The organism is Scytonema sp. PRP1, from assembly GCF_036697665.2.
GTDB classification, from domain to species: domain Bacteria; phylum Cyanobacteriota; class Cyanobacteriia; order Cyanobacteriales; family Nostocaceae; genus Kalymmatonema; species Kalymmatonema gypsitolerans.
Genome location: NZ_JBAHYJ020000090.1, coordinates 26495 through 47704, shown reverse-complemented (window position 1 = coordinate 47704; position 21210 = coordinate 26495). Strand labels below are relative to the sequence as shown.

General features: G+C 44.3%; 14 protein-coding genes, 1 tRNA gene, 1 rRNA gene, 1 pseudogene and 1 CRISPR repeat array. Of the genes and pseudogenes, 8 read left to right on the top strand and 9 right to left on the bottom strand.

Annotated elements, in window-relative coordinates; genetic code table 11:
- Window positions 1-122: 122 nt before the first annotated feature.
- Window positions 123-239: ribosomal RNA gene (gene rrf, locus V5G28_RS24615) — 5S ribosomal RNA — on the top strand.
- A 425-nt stretch (window positions 240-664) separates the two neighbouring features.
- Here the strand turns inward: rrf and V5G28_RS24610 are convergent.
- Complete coding sequence (locus V5G28_RS24610) at window positions 665-2647, bottom strand: DICT sensory domain-containing protein (RefSeq protein ID WP_332994675.1); 1983 nt, start codon at window positions 2645-2647, stop codon at window positions 665-667.
- 158 nt (window positions 2648-2805) lie between these two features.
- Entirely contained in the window at window positions 2806-3405 is a 600-nt protein-coding gene (locus tag V5G28_RS24605) for a pentapeptide repeat-containing protein (protein WP_332994677.1), read from the bottom strand.
- A 638-nt stretch (window positions 3406-4043) separates the two neighbouring features.
- On the opposite strand from V5G28_RS24605, the gene V5G28_RS24600 reads away from it, so the two are divergent.
- The 3 genes from V5G28_RS24600 to V5G28_RS24590 all read left to right on the top strand — a co-directional run bounded on the left by V5G28_RS24600 (window position 4044) and on the right by V5G28_RS24590 (window position 6638).
- Window positions 4044-4298, top strand: a complete 255-nt coding sequence (locus tag V5G28_RS24600) for a DUF4212 domain-containing protein (protein WP_096562993.1) — start codon at window positions 4044-4046, stop codon at window positions 4296-4298.
- Window positions 4299-4307: 9 nt separating this feature from the next.
- Window positions 4308-5987: a sodium:solute symporter family protein gene (locus tag V5G28_RS24595; RefSeq protein WP_332994671.1), complete on the top strand. Its 1680-nt coding sequence runs from the start codon at window positions 4308-4310 to the stop codon at window positions 5985-5987.
- Window positions 5988-6257: 270 nt separating this feature from the next.
- Window positions 6258-6638 (top strand): hypothetical protein, encoded by a 381-nt coding sequence (locus tag V5G28_RS24590; RefSeq protein WP_336231322.1) that lies wholly within the window; start codon window positions 6258-6260, stop codon window positions 6636-6638.
- Between the two features lie 183 nt (window positions 6639-6821).
- On the opposite strand, the gene V5G28_RS24585 is transcribed toward V5G28_RS24590, so the two are convergent.
- Both V5G28_RS24585 and V5G28_RS24580 read right to left on the bottom strand, forming a co-directional pair.
- Window positions 6822-7940, bottom strand: coding sequence for an ABC transporter permease (locus tag V5G28_RS24585; RefSeq protein ID WP_332994666.1), 1119 nt, complete (start codon window positions 7938-7940; stop codon window positions 6822-6824).
- Between the two features lie 101 nt (window positions 7941-8041).
- Window positions 8042-8917, bottom strand: coding sequence for an Npun_R2479 family HD domain-containing metalloprotein (locus tag V5G28_RS24580; RefSeq protein WP_096562996.1), 876 nt, complete (start codon window positions 8915-8917; stop codon window positions 8042-8044).
- Window positions 8918-9366: 449 nt separating this feature from the next.
- Between V5G28_RS24580 and V5G28_RS24575 the strand changes: the two genes are divergently transcribed.
- From V5G28_RS24575 to V5G28_RS24565, 3 genes are all read left to right on the top strand, one after another.
- The gene (locus tag V5G28_RS24575) at window positions 9367-10953 is read left to right on the top strand and encodes an efflux RND transporter periplasmic adaptor subunit (protein ID WP_332994660.1); all 1587 of its coding nucleotides are present in this window, start codon (window positions 9367-9369) and stop codon (window positions 10951-10953) included.
- A gap of 108 nt (window positions 10954-11061) precedes the next feature.
- On the top strand, window positions 11062-14214 hold the full coding sequence (locus V5G28_RS24570; protein WP_332994657.1) for an efflux RND transporter permease subunit: 3153 nt from the start codon (window positions 11062-11064) through the stop codon (window positions 14212-14214).
- 55 nt (window positions 14215-14269) lie between these two features.
- Window positions 14270-14341, top strand: a tRNA-Gly gene (locus tag V5G28_RS24565).
- A gap of 608 nt (window positions 14342-14949) precedes the next feature.
- Window positions 14950-16157: a CRISPR direct-repeat array (repeat unit 37 nt; unit sequence CTTTCAACCCACCCCTAGCCGGGATGGTTGTTGAAAC).
- A gap of 65 nt (window positions 16158-16222) precedes the next feature.
- Here the strand turns inward: V5G28_RS24565 and cas12k are convergent.
- A pseudogene (cas12k, locus tag V5G28_RS36855) lies at window positions 16223-17682 on the bottom strand (type V CRISPR-associated protein Cas12k); the annotation flags it as partial.
- 199 nt (window positions 17683-17881) lie between these two features.
- Here cas12k and V5G28_RS24555 point away from each other — a divergent pair.
- Window positions 17882-18073, top strand: coding sequence for a hypothetical protein (locus tag V5G28_RS24555; protein ID WP_332994652.1), 192 nt, complete (start codon window positions 17882-17884; stop codon window positions 18071-18073).
- Between the two features lie 54 nt (window positions 18074-18127).
- Here the strand turns inward: V5G28_RS24555 and V5G28_RS24550 are convergent, their stop codons facing one another.
- The 4 genes from V5G28_RS24550 to V5G28_RS24535 form a co-directional block, all read right to left on the bottom strand.
- Window positions 18128-19549 (bottom strand): hypothetical protein, encoded by a 1422-nt coding sequence (locus V5G28_RS24550; RefSeq protein WP_336231321.1) that lies wholly within the window; start codon window positions 19547-19549, stop codon window positions 18128-18130.
- Between the two features lie 15 nt (window positions 19550-19564).
- Window positions 19565-20023, bottom strand: a complete 459-nt coding sequence (locus V5G28_RS24545) for a DUF262 domain-containing protein (protein WP_336231320.1) — start codon at window positions 20021-20023, stop codon at window positions 19565-19567.
- A 135-nt stretch (window positions 20024-20158) separates the two neighbouring features.
- A complete protein-coding gene (locus tag V5G28_RS24540) occupies window positions 20159-20497 on the bottom strand; it encodes a hypothetical protein (protein ID WP_332994646.1) in 339 nt (112 codons plus the stop codon).
- A 160-nt stretch (window positions 20498-20657) separates the two neighbouring features.
- Window positions 20658-20975 carry a hypothetical protein gene (locus V5G28_RS24535; protein ID WP_332994644.1) on the bottom strand — a complete coding sequence of 106 codons (318 nt, stop codon included), beginning with the start codon at window positions 20973-20975 and terminating at the stop codon, window positions 20658-20660.
- Window positions 20976-21210 lie beyond the last annotated feature (235 nt).

Genomic DNA, 21210 nt, shown 5'->3' with positions numbered 1-21210 from the left:
CAATTCGCGTGACTGTGCAGCCTTCAGGGTTTTGTGAAGATGGCTAAAGGTTAAAGGGTAAAGGTTAATAAGAGCTAATATTCCCTTTCCCCCTTCCCCTTTCCCCTTCCCCCTACAAGTTTCCTGGTGCCTATGGCGCGGTGGAACCACTCTGACCCCATCCCGAACTCAGTTGTGAAACGCTGCTGTGGCGACGATAGTTGGCGGTAGCTGCCTGTGACAATAGCTCGGTGCCAGGACTATTTTTACAACCATAAAGCCCTCCAAGACATGTCTGGGGGGCTTTTGGTTTGCAATCAAGGCTAGCAAATACTTTATTTACAGCAGTTTTCACGTATTTGAACCACACTGTAAGGGCACAGCATTGCTGTGCCCCTACGGCAAATATGGTCTATTTACCTGAAAATAGCTGTAAATTTGAGATTTAAATTAGAGAATAAGATAAAAACAAAAGAAATCCCAAAAGGATTCCCGGCTCAGTCAATAAGGGGACTGTTTTGGGAACGACCAGAAATCCTCTGAGACCAGCTTAACACCCATCAAGAAGTTAACTGCTTTTGTTTTACCCACACTTCTATCGCAAGAAGGATGTGAATGTTACATTTAGATGTATGCTTGAATACGTTGTCAGCATGAAACCAGTGTAATGAATCTTGCGGATGATCTAAGCGGGTCGAGGTGCGATGGGCAGCGTAAAGTGAAACTCACTACCCTGATTTTTGCCACCAGAGACAGCCCAAATCTTTCCCCCTAATTTTTGAATAATTTGACGACAAATTGCTAAACCCAATCCAGTACCACCAATGGTACGTTGCAAGAATCCTTCTTCTTGATAGAAGAGTTCAAAGATAGCTTCTAGCTGACTTGGCTCTATTCCTCGACCTGTATCTGCAATCACCACTTCTAACATATGAGTATGATTTTGCTGATCTTGAGAATTCGCAACTCCAATAAATCCGGAACCCAGAACTTGGGCACGAATTGTCACTGTTCCCTCAGGATTGGTGAACTTGCAGGCGTTGTCCAAAAGTTTCATTAGGACTTCTATGAGTCCTTCCCCATCGGCTAGAACCAAAGGTAAGTCAGATGGCAACTCTAAAATAATCTGGGGTAAACTTTTGGGTGATTGATTTTTTTTGAAGCTACTGAGAACGAGATCTAAACTTGCCTGGAATGAGATAGGTTCAAGTTGCCAGTTCACCCAACCACCCTCTAAACGAGAAAGAGTGAGAAAATCTTGAATCAGCTGACGCATACGCTGTGAATCAGCCAGAGCAGTTTGCAGCATTGACTCCTGGAATTCTAGCGGCATATCTGGTTCGGTGGCTAAACTTTCCAAGCACACTTGAATTGTAGACAACGGAGTCCGCAATTCATGCCCTACAATGGCAATCAGGTTACTTTGGGTACGCTCTAAAGCTGCCAGTTGATGGTTAAGAGTTTCCAGGTTGTTGTATGCTTGAGCTTGTATCAAGGCAACTCCGACTTGGGTGGCGATCGCTTCTACTAATGCTTTGTCCGAATCACTCCAAACTAATGGTTCAACCCCACAGTGATGCAGTTCCAAAATTCCCAACCAGCTTTCTTGATAGCGAATAGGAACCACAAGGCAAGACCGAATCATAAAGCGCTGAAGTTGAGCGCTTAACTTAGGATACCCCCGAATACCCAAATCTTGTGTCGTGTCAGCAATGGCAACAGCTCTATCCTCAGCCAAAGCCACTTGAAACAGCTCATGCTTTGCTAAAGACCAAATTTCTCCCTTTAAAGAAGGTACACCATCAGTTACTGCTTCATACTCAATAGGCGCTGGTTGGTCAATTGCATTATAGCGGTAAAGCAGACACCGGCAAGGACTAAAAACCTCACCCAGTTCCCTCACCGTAATTTGGAAAATCTCTTCTGGGTTGAGAGAGTGGCGGATAGCGGTACTAATCGTATTAATGAGGCGTTCTTGACGCTCCTTTTTAGTAATGGTACGGTAGGCTTTGAGCTGCTTGTATTGATTGGATTGCAAATACGTCACCAAACGGTCAGTAAACAATCTGGCATCAATTTCCAGTACGCGCTCAGCTGTTATTTGATTCGAGCTTATCTGAGTTAGACCATAACGTTGCCGCGCTATTTCTACTTTATCAGCCAGTTCCGGTCGTTCACCTACAATCCGCTCTAGTAAAAGTCGGGCTGCATAAGTACTCACTTCACGCTCAAATGTCCAAATTCCTTTAAACTGTCTTGCTTGGTCTAACGATGCTGCGTCTACTGGGGAAGCATATTCTTGGCAGACTATGCAAGCGCTATACTGTTGTCCAATAATAATCAGATGCCACTCTTGCGCTAGAGTGTCGTTGGGGTCAAAAGGAACTGTAACATAAGGGTCTGAAATTGCGGCAAAATTCGATTCTGGTGCAGCTAAAATATATACCTGATCTGTCCGTTGGGCAATTCGCTGATAGCGACGGCTCTCCTGACGATAAAAACGCTCCTGCTGAAAATTGGCGATGACTAGCGGCTTATCTGTCCCTACCAGTACCAAGTCTTCCATTGCGTGAGATAGCGCTGTCAAGGAAGCTTTGAAATAAACTTGACAACGTAAATGTGGTGAAACCTGGAGGACATCGTGCAATAGGGAATTTAAAGTTTTCATCACTAGTAAACTATGGAGTTCCCTTTTGTTGCCAATTTCCAGTCAAAACAGAGGAGTCGCTCTTAGGGTTTGCTCCTCAAAAAATCATACCTTGTAAATTCATTAATGGATGAATGATACCACTGTCTAGGGTACTGCGAGTTCACCTTAATTGAGGGTTATTCACGTAAGTTCGTAGCGATTAAGTTTGCTTCACCTAGATCAACACCATCCAAATTGATGCTGCTGAGGTCGGCATGACACAGGTCGGTTCTTGACAAGATAGCTTTAGTGAAGTTTACTTTATACAAGTCTGCCTTTGTGAGTTTTGTACCCGTCAGGTTTGCTTTGCTTAGGTTGGCTCCTGCCAACTTAGCACCGCTAAGGTCAGCATAGCGCAAGTCCGCACCTTCTAGATTTGTGTTGCTCAGATCAGCGTAGCGTAAATCAGCTAACCGTAAGTCTGCCTTAGCCAAAGTAGCGTTGTGCAAGTCGGCTTTAAAAAGACTTGCTCTGATCAAATTTGCTTTGCTCAAATTTGCCCAAACCATGAAGGCTTCGCTTAAGTCGGCTCTCCATAAGTTTGCTTCTGCCAAAATCGCTTCACTCAGATTTGAGAGTCGTAAATTCGCCGCTGATAGAGTCGCCCCAGTTAAATCCGACCGACTTAGGTTAATTCCAGCTAAACAGATTTCGCTCAAATGCGCTTGGCGCAAGCTCACTTGCACAAAATCCCTGTTACCCACCCCGTAGTGTCTTATCAATTCATTAGCATCCATGATACAGACTGCAAAAATTGAAACTTCATAACCTGGATTTGACTGGAGAACCATAGTAAACAATTCAAAATTTAAAATACCCTGCGACAACCCGCTCGGGGTCTACAAAATTCACGCATTGGCACGCGCTACTTCCTGCAATCATCTTGCCAGAATGCTGTCTGCATTAATGTGAATCAGCCTATCTATCTGGTGATCAGTACATAGTTGTTGGCCTCTGTTGTCTTTTGTGTAATACATGAGCCTGTTTGATTTTTCAACTTTACGTTAATAAATGTAACAAAATATTAAAAAAATGAAAACTATCTTAACGCTTTTTTAATGAGTTTTGCTTTTATTAGCCATAATTTTTTTTATATAAAGCTGGCTTATGAGCCTGGGTATAGGGTGTGATACCGTTTCCACATGAAGGTGCTCCCGAAAGAACCCCACCGCCTGCGGCACCTCCCCGATGCTTTCGGGAGGTTAGGAGGGGAAAAATAATATGCAGGTTCATAGAGAATTGGTATGAGGCTTTGACAATTCAAGATACAAAATCATGAATTCAAAAAAATAATTTTGAATTTTGAACTTTTCTAGACCCTAACCTCTACTTCTGGTAGTATTCTTGTTACATTTTTCATGCTTTTACCTAAAAAATGAATCGCGAAAAGAGTCGGTCTTATTGGCGTGCAAACACTGCTTTGATTCGCAACCTTTTAATAGTTTGGGCGCTAGTGTCGCTCGTTTTCAGTATTTTGCTGGTGCAACCATTGAATACAATACGTTTTTTTGGCGTACCGTTTGGCTTTTGGATGGCACAGCAGGGCTCAATCCTGGTTTTTGTGGCGTTGATTTTCATCTACGCCTTTCAAATGGATAAGTTAGACCGCAAGCACAATATTAAAGGGTAAGCAAAAGCCGTGTCAGTTGAAATTTGGACGATTTTAATAGTTGGGCTTTCCTTCCTGCTCTACCTCTACATTGGTTGGCAGTCGCGGGTTAACGATAGTAAAGGCTTTTTTGTAGCGGATCAGGGGGTTCCGTCCATTGCAAATGGTGCCGCCACTGCCGCTGATTGGATGTCTGCAGCCTCGTTTATTTCCATGGCGGGGCTGATTAGTTTTATGGGGTACGATGGCTCTATCTATTTAATGGGTTGGACGGGAGGGTATGTGCTGCTGGCACTGTTACTGGCTCCTTACCTCCGCAAGTTTGGTAAGTATACAGTACCCGATTTTGTGGGAGACAGATACTACTCCAACGTTGCCCGTCTGGTGGCAGTCGTGGCAGCCATTTTTGTCTCCCTCACCTATGTTGCTGGACAAATGCGAGGAGTTGGTATTGTTTTTAGCCGCTTCCTACAGGTAGACATCAATACAGGTGTCATCATTGGCATGGTCATTGTGGGCTTTTTTGCTGTGCTGGGTGGCATGAAAGGCATCACTTGGACACAGGTTGCACAGTACGGCATCTTAATTATTGCTTACCTCATTCCAGCTATTGCAATTGCTGTATTACTTACAGGCAACCCAATTCCCCAGTTTGCATTTACCTTTAGTGATATTGCCGACAAGCTTAATCAAATTCAGGTTGACCTTGGGTTTGCAGAGTATACTCAACCATTTGTCAACAAGCCCATGCTGGACGTGCTATTTGTCACCATTGCCTTGATGGTGGGAACAGCCGGGCTACCCCATGTTATTGTACGGTTTTATACAGTTCCAGACGTGCGTTCAGCTCGGTTTTCTGCTGGTTGGGCACTGTTATTCATTGCCATTTTGTATACTACGGCTCCCGCCCTCTCTATGTTTGCCCGCTACAACCTGATTAATTCCCTGCACAATCATACAATTGCGGAAGTGCAGCAGTTAGACTGGGCAAACAAGTGGGAACGCACTAAGCTGCTGAGTTTTGAAGATAAAAACGGTGATGGGCGTTTACAGTTAACTCCAAAAAAAGACACAAACGAGATTACGATTGACCGAGACATCATTGTGCTTGCCACTCCAGAAGTTGCTAAACTGGCTCCTTGGGTCATTGCTTTGGTAGCGGCTGGGGGATTAGCAGCAGCTTTGTCTACAGCATCAGGGCTGTTACTGGTCATTTCTAGTTCTATAGCCCACGATGTCTACTACCGCATCGTCGATCCGGGAGCATCAGAACAAAAACGGCTGTTTGTCGGACGCTTGATGGTCGGTTTGTCCCTCGTTGGTGCTGGATACTTTGGGGTGAATCCACCAGGTTTTGTCGGTGAAGTCGTGGCTTTTGCCTTTGGATTAGCCGCTTCTAGCTTCTTCCCAGTTATCATCCTGGGTATCTTCGACAAACGCACCAACAAAGAAGGGGCGATCGCTGGTATGGTGACAGGTTTAATCTTCACTATCGCATACATCGTAGGCGTTAAGTTTGGGGGTATGCCAGCTTGGTTCTTCGGGGTTTCTGCTGAAGGAATTGGCACTGTAGGTATGGTGCTAAACTTTATTGTCACCCTTGTCGTGTCTCGTCTCACACCACCTCCTCCAGCAGAAATTCAGGCGCTGGTGGAGAATTTACGCAGTCCAGATATTGAGGAAACGCAACCCATTAGGACTGTCCATTAGTAGAAACTATCGCAGTTCTCAATTCGATGCAATTATAGAATGTGGAGACGCGCTGTTTAAAGCGTCTCTACACATATACAATCTCCAGAAACAACAGACTTCTTGTAAAAATCTGATTTATGAATTTTTGAACCACAGATGGGGACAGATAATTTATCTGTGTTTTTTTGCTCATAAGAATAACTTAGACCGCCACTGGCGCAATGCTCGGATCTCAAGATAAACCTTATTGCTGCATTGCTGGCGTTTTTGGAAAGTCAGGAGAAAGCTTTGGATCAGATGAAACCGGACGGCGATTTTATTCAAAGCATCACCCAAAATACTGACCCCAACGTTCAATATACGATAATCGCTGGCGATCGCTCAATTCGTCCGTCAGCATTAGAAATTGAACCTGGAAAAAACTCCAGTCAGATAAAGCGACTGATGCAGAAATTATTTAACTCTGCTGTAGATGGGATTATAGATAAAGTCTTTGTCCAGCAACCAAACGATATTGCAGTGACGCTGGAAAGCATTAAAAGTATCAGCCTAGAGCGAACGCCTCAGCCAAGAATCATATCACCAGATGTCGCTTGCGACCATCTCACCTATTTCACCACTCAAGCAGGTTTGGATGCGTTAGTAAAAGTGCTGTGTGACGATTTGTAAATCGGGAGCGTCCCAATTTTGCAAAAATAAAAGAAGAAAGATTATTCGCTATAAGTACTCGCGAAGTTTTTTCTGTTTCTTTCATCTTCTTACAAAATTGGGATGCTCGCTAGCAGTCGGTAGTTTTGGCATGGGAATGAAAAGAAGAAATAATTTGGGTACCTAAGAGAGAGGTTGGAAGCGTTACCTTTGCAAACTACGCGGATCTAAAGCATCCCTCAAACCATCACCCAGTAAGTTAAAAGCCAACACCGTAAGAATAATCAACACAGCGGGAGGCCAAATTAGCCAAGGTTGCAACACCAAAATAGAAGCGTTCGTTGCCAAAGACAACATATTACCCCATGAGGGATCTGGTTGTTGAATTCCCAACCCAATGAGACTGAGTACCGCCTCTGCTGCAATAAAGCTAGGAACGGCAAGCGTAGCGGAGATAATGATATAAGTGGCGGTTTGCGGTAATACGTGACGCACGATGATGTAAAGTGGATTAGCACCCATTGCTTTTGCCGCTTGGACATATTCTCTTTCTTTAAGAGACAGCACTTGTCCGCGAATCACTCGTGCTAATCCTGCCCAACTGATAAACGAAGTAATCACGACTATCAGCAAAAAGCGTTGGGTACTCGATAATCCTGGCGGTAAGACTGCGCCTAAGGTCACCAAAAGATAAATACTGGGAAAAGTCATCAGCACTTCGGCTAGGCGCATAATGACACTGTCAGTCCATCCACCGAAATACCCAGAAATTCCTCCAATCAACATCCCCAACGGAAAGGTGAGGGCAACTCCGATAATACCAATAAATAGACTGATGCGACCGCCATGCAGCAGGCGACTCAGTTGATCCCGACCTTGGTCATCTGTGCCTAAAAGGTTAAACTTTGCGTCACCGGCAGCACCAAACAAATGTATATTTAACGGGATACCACCAAATATTTCTACCTCATCCCATTTTGGAGGTAGAGGTAAACTCGTCTGCAACAAACGATACTCTGGTCCAGTGACAAATAGCCTCAGAGGAGAGGGCTTTTTGAAGTCTACAATAATTTGGCGATCGCCCGTTTTTAAATCTGTGTCTCCCTGAGTTGTTGGATAAATGTGAGGACCAATAAACTGTCCTGTTTGTTGAGAAACCCAGTAAACACGAGTTGGTGGCAATAGAGAACCGTTTGGTTGTGAGGCGTAAGGGTTGTAAGGGGCGACAAAATCCGCTGCAATCACTGCCACATAGAAAACCAAGAGTAAAATTGCCCCAAATTTTGCCAAAGGATTTTTCTTGAGTCGATGCCACCAATTCATAGGACTTATAAGTTATGAGTTATAAAATATGGATTATAAATTATGAATTATAAATTATGAATTATGAATTCTAGGCATTCATAATTCATAATTCTTAATTTTTAAGCGCGGAGTTTTTCAAGGAGATACAAAGGTTCTTCCTGAGGTTTTTCGTGTTCTACGACAAATACATTTGAGTAGAGATTAGCAATAATTTGCTTTCCCTGCTGTGTTAAGGAAATGTAGCGCAATGCATCCTTAATATAAGGATAAACGACATTCCAGTAGAATTTGGCATAATTCTTGCGTAAGTCGCCAGGGGTTTCATAACCCAACACGCGATTCATTCCAGTCTCTTCAAATTCGTAAAACAAAGAAGTAATCTTCTTTAAGTAACGCGGATCACTTAATTGTCCAATCAAATCAGCAGCACGCACTAAGCCCGCAAAATTATTTGTATCTTGATGGTCTTCTGCGGCTGGTACTGGAAACCGAGTTAACTCAATATTGCTCTTAATCACCTGTGAATCTATCAATTTATGCCCACCAAAACGCTCATCAATGAACAGTTTGGCTCTGTCTACATGATATGGTGTGAGACTGGCATCAGAAGCTCCAGGAGGAAGAGGAATCATTTTTGCATCTTTACCAGTGGCATACAAACCTTCGTCCTCTCGGTCTTGTCGGCAAACTCCTTTGACATAACCAATATCATGACACACCAAGGAGATCATAAAATGCAACCAGTCTTCACTGGAAACACCTCCTTCACGGATATGTTTGCCGCGTAAAATTTCTTGTCCAACCAGCGTGACTAAGATAGAGTGTTCTACATTATGATATAGGGCGTCACTATTAGCAATGTTTTCCAAAGCCATATTGCCCGCCCAAGCGATAATATCTTGGTAATCGTTTTTTAAGCAGCCGTAGGTGCGCCGATAACCTTCGCGAATTTGAGCGACAAACGCATCAATTAAAATTTCGGTGGCATTAAACATAGTAGTTACTCAAAGTTGTATACTAAATTATTTATTATTGGTTTATCTCAAAGAAAGCATAATTGGTAACTGTTGGAAATTCAGCCGAATGCAGATAAGTCGTTGTAGCTCTTTATAATGTAAACATAGGTGCTAGCAGGATGTGTAAGCCTGATGTCCCAAATCTTTACGACTTTAGCATAAGATAAACCGTAGTTTGTAACTCATGAACAGGCTGAAAGCATTAGCGATGTAGAGCTTCAGCCAAAAACAAGCTTTTCTTTCGTATCTCCCCATCACCCCATAGCGCGAAGCTTCTCCCCTACCTAGACAAAATGGTGACGATAGTCATGGGTATATTTTGGGAATAATGCAACAAAATGCGTCATATTTAATATACAGTAATCAAATGTAAACTTTCTTAAGCATAACTGCTTATTAATGCTTGGGCAGAAAGTGGAGGCACAACTGTGGGTGAGGAAAGTTTTTCAGAACTAGAGGTGGAAGAACCAGTGGCGTTTGAAGACGCTAATTGGCAGAAAAAACAAGTGTATAGAAGGCGACGTTCATGGCTGGTACCACTGGTAGTAGGTACTGGCTTGGGAGTTGTCATCGCCTTAGGGGGAATGCGTGTACTGAGTCAGCGTGCACCTGGGAATACAACAGTATCTGAAAATAAATCAGCAGCACAAAAAGTTGCGCCAACGATGACAGTCACCGTCGCCCCGGCAGAAACGACTCGTGTTGCTCGAACCCTCAGCACTACGGGGACTGTCGCAGCACGCGATTTAACTCCAATTTTGCCTCAAGCCAACGGCTTGCAAATCAAAAAAATTCTCGTGAATGTAGGAGATGTTGTCAAAGCAGGTCAAGTGATGGCAGTGCTGGATGATTCCCTACTGCAAGACCAAATTAGACAAGCAAAAGCGGATGTGGAAGCAAAGCAGGCAGATGTTGCTTCAAAGCAGGCGGACTTGGCATCAAAGCAGGCAGGTGTGACATCAAGTCAGGCAGGTGTGACATCAAGTCAGGCGATCGTCCAGCAAAAATTAGCAGACTTGGCTCAAGCAAAGGCAAAGTTACGAGATGCCGAAATCAATTTCAAGCGCGATCAAGAACTGGCAGATCAAGGGGTGATTAGCCGTCGGCTGTTGGATACTGCTACCACAAATTTGGCAACAGCAACAGAAGGGGTGCGCCTTGCCGAGGCAAATATCAAAAGCGCTGAAGCCAATGTCCTTAGTGCAAGAGCGAATATTGGTAGTGCCGAAGCAAGTGTCAAGATTTCAAGAGCGAATATTGGTAGTGCCGAAGCAAGTGTCAAAAGTAGTGCCGCCAAGGTGGAACAACTGAAAACTCAGTTAGGACAAACAATAGTTCGCGCCCCAGTTTCAGGCGTTGTGGCGGAGAAACTAGCAAGAGTGGGAGATGTGACCGGTGTACCACCGCAAACACAGATAGCAACTGTGGTTGGTGGAACACAAAAGCTGTTTTCGATTATTCAAGATGGGAAGTTGGAATTGCAAGCCCTCGTTCCGCAAGTTCAACTACCACAGGTGAAAATTGGCAGTGGAGTCCAAATTACTTCTGATGTTGATAGCCGGGTGAAGCTGCAAGGACGAGTCAGAGAAATAGAACCTGTGGTGAATCAGCAAAGACGTGAGGCGACGGTAAAAATTGATTTACCGCAGACCAACTTCTTCAAACCAGGAATGTTTGCCCGTGCTGCGATTACCACCGTAACCACAAAAAGCTTGGCGGTTCCCCAAAAAGCTGTGCAGCCTCAACCAGATGGCAGTGCAATTGTATTCATGTTATCGGATGTAGACCCGCAAAGCGCGGGTTCCCGCCGGGAATACACAGTTCGCGCCCAGAAAGTAGAAGTAGGAGAAATTCTCGTTGGTGGCAGGGTGGAAATCAAAAATGGTTTGAAACTAGGCGTTAGCGGAGCTCCTCTGAAAGAGGCTCGCGTGGTCGTTGACGGTGCTGGATATATCAAAGATGGCGACAAAGTGCGAGTCGTTAATAGTCAACAGCCAATAGTCAACAGCCAATAGGCAACGGTCAATAGGCAAAAACGCTTGATTGGACTATCGACTGATAATGCGGATACTTGATAACTGATAATGCGGATACTTGATAACTGATAACTGATAACTAGTTCCATGTCCTTCAATATTTCAGCTTGGTCGATAAAAAAACCTGTTCCAACGATAGTTATATTCTTAATTTTGACGGTAGTGGGTTGGTTTTCCTTCACTTCCTTAGGGATTGATACCAACCCAAATATTGATATCCCTACGGTATCGGTTACAGTAACACAACCAGGAGCAGGTCCTGCGGAACTCGAATTCCAAGTAACGAAAAAAATTGAAGATGCCGTTGCTGGATTGGGTAATATCGATGAACTGCGATCAACAGTTGCCGATGGCTATTCTACGACCACGATAAATTTTGTTTTGGGGACAAACACGGATCGCGCCACCAACGACGTTCGTAACGCTGTGGCGCAAATTCGCCAAAACCTCCCTCAAGACATCAACGACCCGATAGTCAAGCGCGTGGAATTTTCCGGGGGTCCGATTATGACCTACGCGGTGAGATCCGACAAGCGTTCGGTAGAAGAATTGAGTAACTTGGTTGACCAAACCATTAGTCGCGCTTTGTTAGCTGTCAGGGGAGTAGCACAAGTTAAGCGAGTGGGTGGAGTTGACCGGGAAATTCGCATAAACCTTGCGAGCGATCGCTTGCAGTCTTTGGGCATCACCGCCACCCAGGTCAACGACCAAATCCGTGCGCTTAACATTAACTTACCAGGCGGACGTGCCGAAGTTGGCGGTAGCGAACAAACGATCCGCACCCTTGGTAGCGCCTCTAATGTGAATGTTCTAAAAACCTACGAAATCGTTCTGCCAAATGGTGGTTCCGTCCCCTTGTCCAGCCTAGGAACGGTAGAGGATAGCTATGGCGAAGTGCGACAAACTGCACGCTTAAACAACCAACCTGTCGTGGCGTTCCAGGTGTTGCGTAGCACTGGCAGCGTTTTGGTGACAGTGGAACAAGCAGTGAAGGAAGCGGCAGCACAACTGCAAAAAACACTCCCGCCAGATGTAAAACTGGAATTAATTTTTACCAGAGCAACTTTCGTGGAGGACTCTTACGAAAGCACTATTGATGAATTGATCCAAGCATCGCTGCTGGCGGTGATAGTCATCATGCTGTTTTTGCGAGACTGGCGAGCAACATTAATTACAGCGGTAGCCCTGCCGTTGTCAATCATTCCCACCTTTGCGGTGCAGCAAGCGCTCGGTTACACGCTCAACAACATGACTTTGTTGGGATTAGCACTGGCGGTGGGTAACTTGGTGGATGATGCCGTCGTGGAAATTGAAAACATGGAACGGCACATGGCAATGGGTAAATCACCTTGGGAAGCTGCTTTTGACTCGTCTGACGAAGTGGGTCTAGCAGTGATAGCAAGTGCGGCAACAATTATTGCCGTGTTTATGCCTGTTGCCTTTATGGGCGGTGTTCCGGGTCAATTTTTCCAACCTTTTGGACTTACCGTTGCCGTTTCGACGATTTTCTCAACCTTAGTAGCGCGGATGGTGACGCCGATGATGGGGGCGTATCTGCTTAAGGATAAGCATGGGGAGCAGGGGAGCAAGAAAGCAGCAAGAAAACTGTTCAATTTCAAATCCAAAATCCAAAATCCAAAATCGTCGCGGCGGCGCTTTCAACCCTATAAATCCCTGCTGAAGTGGGCAATCAGCCACAGGTTAACAACCTTGGGTATTGCGATCGCTTTCTTCATTGCCAGTTTGACGCTGCTTCCGTTAATCCCTAAGGGATTAGTTGATGGTGGCGATATTGGAATTTCCTTCATTACTGTAGAATTACCTCCCGGTTCCACCATAGAAGATACCAACAAGGTTGTGTCGCAAGTGACCAACCTTGTGCGGCAAAACCCGAATGTGATCAGTGTGCTGGCTACAGAACAGGTAAATGCTGCTACTCTCACCGCCAAACTCAAACCTAAAAAAGAACGGAAAATTTCTCAAAAGGAGTTTGAGCAGCAAGTGCGTCCGCAGTTCCAGGAAATTGCGGGAGCGAAAATTAGTTTTGAAAGTGCGGGAGCAGTTGGCGGTCTTAAAGATTTAACAATACTTCTGCGGAGTGAAAATCCGGAAGCGTTGAATCAAGCGGCTGCAGCAGTAGAAAGGCAGATGCGGACGATACCTGGATTGGTGGAAGTGTCTTCGAGTGCCAGTTTGGTGAAACCAGAGATTGTGGTGGTACCCGATCCGCAACGAGCGGCAGATTTGGCAGTGACGGTACAATCAATTGCCCGTACCGCCTCTCTCGCAACGATAGGAGACACCGATGCCAATTTGGCGAAGTTTAATTTGAGCGATCGCCAAATCCCCATTCGCGTGCAAATTGACCCGAAAGCGCGTGAAGATATCAACACGATCAAAAATCTCCAAGTCAACAGTCAAAATGGCAGCTTGGTTCCCCTCCTAGCAGTGGCAGATATCCGCTTTGGCAGTGGTCCTGCAACCATCAACCGCTACGATCGCTCTCGTCAAGTTTCCCTAGAAGCGAATTTGCAAGGCATTTCCTTGGGAGATGCACTCAAAGCAGTGCAACAGCTACCAGCCATGCAAAACTTACCGCCTGAAGTCAGACTGCAAAACTCTGGTGATGCCAAGATTATGTCTGACATCTTTGGTCGCTTTGGTGGCGCACTCGGGCTGGCGGTCATGTGTATCTATGCCATTCTCGTCCTGTTGTATAACAACTTCCTCCATCCCTTGACAATTATGGCGGCTTTGCCCTTCTGTTTGGGTGGCGCACTGGTAGCGTTGATGGTTGCCCAAAAAGCTTTAGGAATATATGCCCTAATTGGTATCGTCCTGTTGATGGGCATTGTGACGAAAAACTCGATTCTGTTGGTGGATTATGCAATCATTAACATACAAGAAGGCAAAACCCAACGTTATGCGCTTCTAGAAGCTGGGGTGTCGCGTTTGCGCCCGATTATGATGACTTCTCTAGCAACGATCGCCGGTATCGTTCCCCTTGCCTTGGGAATTGGTGCGGGGGCTGAAGTCCGCCAACCGATGGGTATTGCAATCCTGGGAGGTTTCACAACTTCTACCCTGCTGACGCTTGTAGTCGTGCCGGTGTTGTTCTCTTACGTTGACGACTTTCAATGCTGGATTCTAGATGTCGCGAAATACGGCTTTGGCAAGAAACAACGGCGCAAAATTGCTGAAGAAAATGGAGTGGTGAGGAATCTGCCACCGACTGGTTGAAATGGGCAAATCGTGTTATAATGGCGGTTAGCTTTATTGAGGCTAACATCCATTTGCGGGTGTAATTCAGTGGTAGAATGTCACCTTCCCAAGGTGAACGTCGTGGGTTCGAGTCCCATCACCCGCTTTCAAATCTGTTGTACATTCGCAAATTAAAGGTCGCGATTCGCAAATTAATGTCGTTTTTTGCAATCTAATGTCGGTAGTTTGGCTTTGTCTCATGAATTTAATTATAGTGACTTTTCGCAAATTAATGTCGTCTTGTTTCTCCATTTAGTGTCGTTAATGTCTGAAAGCTTAGACACTGACAAGCTGCTACTATTATTGGATGGTCTTGACGAGGCGAAAAGCAGCGATCTCGAAAAGAGGTGTAGAGTGACAAATTATTTGTCAGTGTTACTTGAATGTCAGTAGAGCACAAACTTTTCCCCGAGCTTAATCCCTAAAAAATAAACTCGTATAGTCAAGTCATCTAGGGTACTTTAGAGCGACAAACAATTTGTCATTTGTTTGAACGACCAATTGTTTGTCACTCTTGCTTTTTTATAACTGGTAGAATCTTTTCTTTGCAAAAAAATAGCGATTAATTTCAACCTTCCATTAGCCAGCATAGCTTTTGACACTCTTCTAGTATTGGGAAGGTGACATTCCTTTCAACCCTCACAAGCAAACTTGAGCCGGGATAGTTGTTGAAACCTTGCTGCATACAGCAGTAACAGATTTGCTCTTCCCGTCGTTTCAACCCACCCCTAGCCGGGATGGTTGTTGAAACCCTTCTGGACGCTCTTGTACATTTGAACCTAGATCTTTCAACCCACCCCTAGCCGGGATGGTTGTTGAAACTCGATGGCAGTGGCAAGGAAAAACTGTATGTTCAATCTTTCAACCCACCCCTAGCCGGGATGGTTGTTGAAACTTTGAGGCAGTTGAAGCCAGATTAGAGCTATAGCACCTTTCAACCCACCCCTAGCCGGGATGGTTGTTGAAACGTGTGTAATTTGAAATCCTTGAGTTTTATTTTCTAACTTTCAACCCACCCCTAGCCGGGATGGTTGTTGAAACTTCTAGTACAAGTATACGAGAGCAAGCGTATAGCTTTCAACCCACCCCTAGCCGGGATGGTTGTTGAAACTTGAATTTCAATATTTAATACGTCATCACTAATATATCTTTCAACCCACCCCTAGCCGGGATGGTTGTTGAAACCTTATTTTACCTTCTTTGTTTAGTGCTTCAATTCCTCTTTCAACCCACCCCTAGCCGGGATGGTTGTTGAAACTTTTGGTCACCCGATACGGCGTCAGGTGGCTGCACACTTTCAACCCACCCCTAGCCGGGATGGTTGTTGAAACCTGAATACATCATGCTACATCCGCACCGAATACACTTTCAACCCACCCCTAGCCGGGATGGTTGTTGAAACATGATGTATTCAGAAACCTTGCACTTAACCAAATTCTTTCAACCCACCCCTAGCCGGGATGGTTGTTGAAACACACTCGATCCGCCGGATGCCGAGAAGTTATTTACTCGCTTTCAACCCACCCCTAGCCGGGATGGTTGTTGAAACCTGGAAGCAGAGAAGACCACGCTACAGGGTAAAGTCTTTCAACCCACCCCTAGCCGGGATGGTTGTTGAAACTCGGTGCGATCGCAAGGCACAAAACTGATCCTGGCAACCTTTCAACCCACCCCTAGCCGGGATGGTTGTTGAAACGAGATGCCCAAGCCACAGCCGCAAGCCACACTAAGACCTTTCAACCCACCCCTAGCCGGGATGGTTGTTGAAACTTCTTCCAAGTATGCACTCGACAGTTCATTGACTACATCCTTTCAACCCACCCCTAGCCGGGATGGTTGTTGAAACCATTGCAGGCTTTAGGATCTCAACAAGCTGGTGGCTCTCCTTTCAACCCACCCCTAGCCGGGATGGTTGTTGAAACTCCGGTTGTTTAGTGCTGCGATATGCCAAAACTTTCTTGTTGGCAACATCTACCACAGCTACCGTTGCAGGTTTATCCAGCCCAAAGCTGACACCGACAATAATATTGGGTTTACCTTTATATATAGGTTTGCTGGGACGATTTGGAAAGAGGTTGTTAAGTTTCTGTCTATGAGATAACAGTTTTTGTTTTGGCTTTCCTTTTTGTTCGCTCTCTCTAATTTTAGTTTCAGCTTGATTAATTTTCTCAATATGAACGAGTTCTGTTTCCTCTTCTGTCCCCAAGCGTGTCTCTATAGAGCATTGAAGAATCAAGCGGTTAACCTTCCAAGGTGCGCCTGTACCTTTTCTTTTTTGCCAGAGTAGACGTGCAGAACGAAGAAAAAATAAGCTAGAAGAATAGGTTTCTTCATTATCATGCCAAACTTGCCAATCCTGGCAGAAGCGTTGAAAATAATGACGCTGGCGAGAATCACAACAAATATAAAATTCAGGATTAATGATTTTTTGCTTCAAGCCATTAAACTTAACAAAAATACGACCTGGTTTGTTTTTCAGATTCAACCAATTCACATCTCTTTTAGGTAAGCATCTTCTTTGAAAATAAAGATATTTAATGAAACTGTATGAATCGGATTCTATTAACTGCTTTAAAAAAGCTATCTGCCAAACTAGGATTACCTTTTTCTTAATTTCATCATCATCAGAATGTATTAACCAATCTAAGTCTGTATTGCTTTCATAATCAACCGGATACGGTATATCGCTAGTTACTTTTAACAGACTAGCTTGCCAATATTTTGCCTCCAGTTGATCCAGGGGAACTTGATTAGATGCCTCTTTTAAAGTTGTTAACCATTTTTCTCCTGTTAAATCTCTACCTTTGGCTTTTCGACTTTTGAGTTGCTCTCTTAATCGTTGAATTTCTATTTCTTTCTGACGCCGACGTTTAACATATTGCTCTGGGTCTTCATCAATCTCACTAACCTGACAATTATTTTTGAGTAAATATGTAAGAGCACATTGAGACAGACAGTCTTTAGTTTTATCGTAAATCTTAAATAATGCGTTGAAAAGTGTAGACTCTTCCTCTTCTTTTTTATTTTTTTTAGTCTTATTGCCTTTTTTTTTAATTGCTGATTTCTATTCTCAGTGAAATTGGCAACAAATGAAGTCAAAATTTCGTTAGCTTTGTTGCGAATAATATCCAAATTGCACTGGCTTTCTTGCTGTAATTCTATATCGCTCTTCAACATCTTGAGCCAACGTTCTTTTCCTTCTATTTTGCGTTGTCGTTCCTGTTGTAAGGCAAACCAAGATTTGTATATTTCTTTAACTAAAGTAACTGCTGATGTGTAAAAACGACCTGGTTGACCAGCAAAAGGCTCTTGAGTTATGAGAGATTTTTTTATCGTCTCGATAGCCTCTTCAGGTACTTCACCTTTTTTTAGCCATTTCTCGAAGTCCGGATGTTGTCCTACTTGTTCTAATAATTCATTAATGAGTGGCGTATTTTTCTCAGCCATCAGTTCCCACAGTTGACGGAGGGTGTTTTCTTCAGCAACCAAGCGACATTGAATTGTAATAACGCTCATGGTGTCCTCAGCTTTGTGGATTCGGTGAAACTGACAGGCTTGTTGATTGTTTTTTTACTTCTCTTATTATAGCGCAATGCCGCAATAGCGCAATAACGCAAATGTTCTTTTGCTGAGAGGCTGTGCAAAAATGAAAGCCGCAAGCTTTGGCTTCAAATTAGGATGGCAGAAGAAACTAGAGAAGTGCGGGAGACTCCCTAAAGACTTAAAAATCGCGTTTGAAATTGCTTGTGCGCGTCTGGAAGTGACGCAAACTGCGGCTTTGGAGGAGGCGATTAGAGATTGGTTGAAAAAGCAGGAATCTACTTCTGGTGAGAAATAGAGAGGGTTTGAGGATAATGTTGCAATTAGATTTCTTGGCTCAGTTGCAAATTACTTAACATTTCGCGATGATTTCTGGATGCGGTTTGTACGCGTTCTCATTAGGGTTGGGGTAGTACCTATCAACATCCTCAATCGATTCAATATTTAAAGTCTTACCCATTGCCCTTCCTATGAGTTCCATTAACGCTTTTGCTCTCGTTTGGAAAAATGCGTCAAAGTTGTCACAGCGTAGGGTTTCTAGTTTGATGCAATGCGATCGCAATATTTCCTCAAAGCTAGCTACTACAGTTCCATGTAGCTCAAATTCCTTCAAGTAAAGCGAAGGTGCTTTGCTACCAATCCTTTTATTGGTTTTCGCACTCAACGGGGTGCGATTGACCAAGCAGTTATATTTTTTAGGGTCAATCCCTTGCTTACGACACCACGCCACTGGAAAGATGTGGTGGGAATCAATCTGTTCCTCAAAATAGACCACATCATTGATTTCTTCGCCTGTACTCCAATCAATTGCCCCTTCGCATCGCAGCAACGCCGCTAACCCTTGATAAACTGCACCAAATCGCTTTCTGACGCTGAGTAATCGCTCAAAAGAAAAATTTGCCTGCGTGATGGTAAAAGGAACGGAACCACCTTCCAGCCATGCTGGCACTTCGACAATATCGCGTCCAGCCTGCGTATCGTGCCATTGCGTATAAATCTCGCCAAACATCCCGCACCAAAACCAGCGTTCCAACATACAACGCACTTGAAAAGAACGAGAGCGATCGCCCAGAATTGTCAAAATTGCACTTAAGGCGACTAATTGAATGGGGTAAGCAACATCATTCGCGTCAAAAATTTTTTGTCCGTGCAGAAAACGAGCCGCTTCTTCAAAACCTCTGGAAACAGGCTCAGCCCATGTTTGATATTCTTCTTTGGCTAGTTTCAATACCTCTGTACGCCCACAGGCGACACCAGGCAATTTATCTAAATTCCAACCTTGTTTGGCAGCTTCAATTCTTCGAGCATAACCAGCTACCAAGGTCACTGCTTGAACAAAGTCTGTATTTCTCAGTTTCCGCAAAACTTTTAACGATTTGAAGCGGCTTTCGCGGTGTTTCCAATCATCTCGCAGGCTAAAATCCCCCGCACAATAGCTCGAACTCATTAAGTCGAAGAAATTGAGGTCGCATCCGGCGGTGTTTGTATCCTCAAATACTTGGCAAACGGCTTCTTTAGGCAATGAGTCGCGCAGTTGAATGACGGGTATTTGATAATGCTCGAATTTTTTGAGAACTTCCAGTTCTAAAGTGTCGATGAGTTGAAGTTTTTGCGGGTCGTATTGCCAATACTTAGAAAATTTGCTACGCCATTCGGAGAAAAAGAAAACTTTGGATAACGGGAACAACAGTGCTTCATACTCCTTTTCAGGAGTCGAACAATCAATAAAATCGTGTGTCCGAGTTCGCATGAATTTTGTTTCGGGTAATGCCATAATAGCTGTTTTGCGTTAGCGAAGCTTTCCGAAGGAATCGCACTCCGGTTCAAGGGATTTTTCGATATCCAGGTAGTACCATTTTTTCGTTAATTTCTGACTTTTTGCGTCTTTGATAATAACGGGTTGCTCGGATAGCAACACCATGAACAAAGTAGTTAGGCGTTGTTGACCATCGAGTACAAGCAAATGAGGTGTTTGAGGTACAGCAGTTGCTACGCCATCAAGCAGACGCGGTTTAAATTGTTGGTGTTGGATGCCCTGTTGAAGCATCATGACTGCACCAATGGGGTAAGCCAGCGATATGCTCGCGAGTAAACGACGCACATGGCTATCATCCCAAATCCAATCTCGTTGGAAATCTGGCAGTTGGATGCGTCCAAATTTGATGTCTTTCATGACATCGAATAACGGATATTTTGTAATGTCAAACGTTGATATTGAATCCATTTGCTGTTCTGCCGTTGCTATCATCACATACGCCTCAAAGGCACAAAATGCAAGGAATTAACTGGTACACAGATAATTACACTCTGTACGTCAGCCTAAAATTGTCGTTGTAGCAAGCACAAGGGGTTTTTCGGGCAATTAGTCGTGAGTGGCGATTGCTTACTCTTGAGGGAAATTAGGCGGTAAGTTGATAATTCCTGTTGCAACTAGCTGTTTAAATTGATTGATGAGGTCTGCTTGCCGCAATATTCGGGTAACGTATTTAGGTCGTCGGCGAAAGTCTGTCCCCCAGTCTTTGACAGTTTTTGGACTAGCACCTGTGACTTGTGCGTTAGCGAAGCTCCTCCGAAGGAGGCTCGCATTAATGCAAGCCTTACGATAATTACGTCCTGGTTCTCGACTAACCCAACGACGACAATACTCCATCGGTTCTAGGGGCAACTGACGGAGAATATCAATTCGATGTTTATTTTGATGGGAGTGCCTCCCAGTTTGCATCTTTCATCTTTGTGAGTCAGTGACAGCTAACAAAGGTGAGGAGTGCTTAGACTTTTCTTGCTTATTATGCTGGCACTCCCCAACATCCTGTGCTTGCTGAACTCAACTTAGGAAATCTCTGCTTACAGCACAAGTAGTTTAGTCACGAATCGCGAGTAAATTATTCTTGCGGAAAGTCAGGAGGTAAGACTATTTTCTTGATTTGATTAAGCATATCTGCCATGCGTAAGATATGCACCACGTAGTTGGGTCGCCGCTCAAAGTTCTGTCCCCAATTCCCTATAGTCCTCTCACTTAGCCCTGTTGCTTCAGCTAGAGCAGCAATGCAGGCTTTTCTATACCCCCGCTCATCTGCGGACATATCAACCCATCGTTTGCAGTATTCCAAAGGCTCCAAGGGCAGGTCACTGAGTTCATCGATTCTATATTGAGTTGTCTGGGGATTGCTGTCTATTACTCTATTTGTTCTAAGCAACACTTAAACTCACGATTCGTGACTATTTCATAGATATTATGAGTCACGATACGTGTAAGAAAGCAGTGCGATCGCTCTTACTTCGCCATACATACGCAACTGAAATTTAGCAAGCGAGTTGAGAGATGCGATTGCGCTCCGCGCACTGCCCAAGGGGCAATCGCCAATCATGCCAGCCAATTTATCATAAGTGCAAGCCTCCGTCTGCAAGCAGCAACTAACTACTTATAGTGAAATT